This window comes from Klebsiella sp. 64, assembly GCF_018223915.1.
In the GTDB taxonomy this organism is placed as follows: domain Bacteria; phylum Pseudomonadota; class Gammaproteobacteria; order Enterobacterales; family Enterobacteriaceae; genus Klebsiella; species Klebsiella pneumoniae.
Window position 1 is genome coordinate 1 of the sequence record NZ_JAGRQZ010000075.1, and the last position, 3,003, is coordinate 3,003.

The 3,003-nt window shown below is 32.3% G+C and carries 2 protein-coding genes and 1 pseudogene; all 3 read left to right on the forward strand.

What is annotated here, in order from left to right; all coding sequences use genetic code 11:
- Positions 1-77: 77 nt before the first annotated feature.
- Positions 78-311 (forward strand): annotated as a pseudogene (locus KHQ23_RS26255) (sugar transferase); the annotation flags it as partial.
- Positions 312-334: 23 nt separating this feature from the next.
- On the forward strand, positions 335-1,468 hold the full coding sequence (locus tag KHQ23_RS26260; RefSeq protein WP_032442099.1) for a glycosyltransferase: 1,134 nt from the start codon (positions 335-337) through the stop codon (positions 1,466-1,468).
- Positions 1,458-2,627, forward strand: coding sequence for a glycosyltransferase family 4 protein (locus KHQ23_RS26265; protein ID WP_040174446.1), 1,170 nt, complete (start codon positions 1,458-1,460; stop codon positions 2,625-2,627). The genes KHQ23_RS26260 and KHQ23_RS26265 overlap by 11 nt, the downstream gene beginning before the upstream one ends.
- Positions 2,628-3,003 lie beyond the last annotated feature (376 nt).

The following is a 3,003-nucleotide window of genomic DNA, read 5'->3' on the forward strand; positions in this document are numbered from 1 at the left end:
AACGGTCTGCGTTGTCGGGAAGATGCGTGATCTGATCCTTCAACTCAGCAAAAGTTCGATTTATTCAACAAAGCCGGCCAAGACCTATCATTACTGCAGAATTAGAGCGCTATAATGAAGAGGTTGATTATTATCTTCTTAGTAAACCAGGGATGACGGGACTATGGCAGGTAAGTGGGCGAAGTGATGTTGATTATGAAACCCGTGTCTATTTAGATGCATGGTATGTTAAAAACTGGTCGATGTGGAATGATATTGCAATTTTATTTAAGACTATTGGTGTTGTTTTAAAGAAAGATGGTGCTTACTAACTTCTATTACATTAAAGAAAAATATGAAAAAAATTGCGATTTTTAGAAACCAACTGTTTAAAAACTCTGAATCTTTCATAACAAATCAGGCAAATTCAATTGTCAATTACAATATTGTTTATTTAGGTAGAAAAAGATTAGGGACTAATTCTTCTAATAATATGGATATGGTTATTTCGGATCTGAAGGGGAAATGTATTAGAGAAAAAGAGATATGGAATGTTGTCTTTAATGATCCTTATCCATACTTAAGATTGGTAAAAGACCTAGAGCTGCATTTAATACATGCGCATTTTGCAATTGATTCGTTGTATGCATTACCTCTAGCAAAAACGTTAAAAATACCACTAGTAACAACACTTCATGGATTTGATGTGACAACAAAAAGAATGGATTTTTTACGTTCAGGTTCTCCGTCTTGGATAAATTATAGTCTTTATTCAGGGAAATTAAAAAATAATGGTGACCTTTTTTTATGTGTTTCTGATTACATAAGAGAAAAGGCTATTTCAAATGGTTTTCCAGAAGAAAAAACCATTAAGCATTACATTGGTATAAAAATAGACCACAATTTTGTTGATTCAAATAAAGACAGAACAATATTACATATAGCTAGATTAGTTGAAAAAAAAGGGACTACATATCTAATTGATGCGATAAAAAAGATTGAAAATCATTTAGATGGGTTTGTTGTCAATATTGTTGGTGATGGTCCTTTGTTTAACGAATTAAAAGGGAAAATTGAAAGTCTTGGTCTTGATAGACACATCAAGATGTTAGGGGAAATACCGCACGAACAAGTAATGAATCTTGTCAAAACCTCTTCAATGTTAATTGTGCCAAGTGTAACAGCAAAAAGTGGTGATTCAGAGGGACTGCCAACGGTTATTCTGGAAGCCTCTGCTAACCAAGTTCCAGTTATAGGTACATATCATGCAGGGATACCTGAGGCTATTAGAGATGAAGTAACGGGTTACCTTATTGATGAAAAAGATATTAACGCATTGGGAGAAAGAATTAAATTTTTAATTCAGAATGAAAATTTGAGAAATACTTTAGGCAAGAATGCTCGAAAATTGATGTGTGAAAAATTTGATCTTGATAAGCAAAGCTTTTTATTAGAGCAGGAATATGAAAGGTTAATCAATGAAAAATGAAATTATTATCCTTACGCGTTCACTTCCTATGCATAATATAGGGGGGATGGAGGTTGTATGCTGGGATTTATGTTGTGCATTGGCAAATAAAGGTTACCAAATTACAGTGCTCACAACTGTGTTACCTGAGGGGGCAAGATATGATAATATTCATGGGCATTTAAAGGTCGTTCCAATTAGTAACACTATAGCAGGGAAATATAATAAAGCATGGTGGGTTGGAACAGCCGAATATCTTCGTAGTAATATGGGAAAGAATATCCATGCTGTAATAAGTATCAGTGCTGCTGGTTTTTCTTGTTTGAAATATAAAAATAATTTTAAAAATACAAAATTTATAATGCAAGCACATGGTACATCTTATGATGAGTTTGTTTCAAAGATGAAATCATTTTCATTAAAGAAATGGTGTGCATCGGTTAAAAATATTTTATGGTTTTTTAAAGATAGTTTTGCATATAATAAATTTGATTATATTGTTGCGATAGGTGATTCTGTCGAAACTAGCATGAAAAAAGCACCTACAGCTAGAATTGTTAATGCTAATAAAGTTATTAAGATTGAAAATGGTATTGACACTGATTTATTTAAGTACAGCAAGGCTCTAAAAGAGAGAATACTTAGTAAGTTAGATATTGATAAAGATGCTTTTATTGTTGTTTCAGCATCAAGACTTCATTTAGAGAAAGGAGTAGATAATAACCTATCAGCATTTAAAGCCTTTAACAATAAAGTTGAAAATTCCTATTACCTCATTTGCGGTGATGGGCCCGAACGAGATAACTTGGAAAAATTAGCAAGAGACTTTGGAATTGAGCAAAATGTTATATTCCTTGGGGCTCTAGAACGGAAAGAATTAGTCGAAGTTCTTTCGTGTGCAGATGCGTTCTTATTTTTAACTAAACGTGTTGAAGGATTACCTTTAAATGTTTTAGAGGCTATGAGTGTAGGTATACCTGCTATAATTTCTAAACATTTAACGTTTGCAGAGTCTGGTAAGTTAAAAAAAGTTGACACTAATAACCATAGCGAAGTTTCCAATTTGCTAATTACGTTGTTTAAATCTAAATCTGATATTAAAGAGTCTTATATTGAAGAAAGAAATACACTAACATATGCTGTGGATAAATATTGTCAGATAATTAATGATAAACATTGAATGATGACTAAAAAATGAAAAAAGCTATAGGCCAAATTCTTAGCGGGAATGTATTGTCTAAAGGGTTAGGGCTCTTTAGAGAAATTTTGATGTCCAAATTTTTTGGAACTGGCGAAATCAATGGTGCATATCGGATTGCACAGTCCGGAACGCTTGTACCAATTAATTTTATGATTAGCGACAGTTTAAACTCTGCCTTTATTCCTTTATATAAAAATTTAAGTGGTGTATTTTTTTATTGTTTGTGATTATGTCATCATTTTTGTTTATTGTTTTATACTTATTTTCTGGATTTTGGGTTGATGTGCTTGCTCCTGGTATAAACGAATCAACAAGACTGATATCGATTAACTTACTTAAAATAATGGCACTATGT

Bases quoted from the DNA above. Each gene is read 5' to 3' on its own strand.
- KHQ23_RS26260 (WP_032442099.1), top strand. From the start codon at position 335: ATGAAAAAAATTGCGATTTTTAGAAACCAACTGTTTAAAAACTCTGAA.
- KHQ23_RS26265 (WP_040174446.1), top strand. From the start codon at position 1,458: ATGAAAAATGAAATTATTATCCTTACGCGTTCACTTCCTATGCATAAT.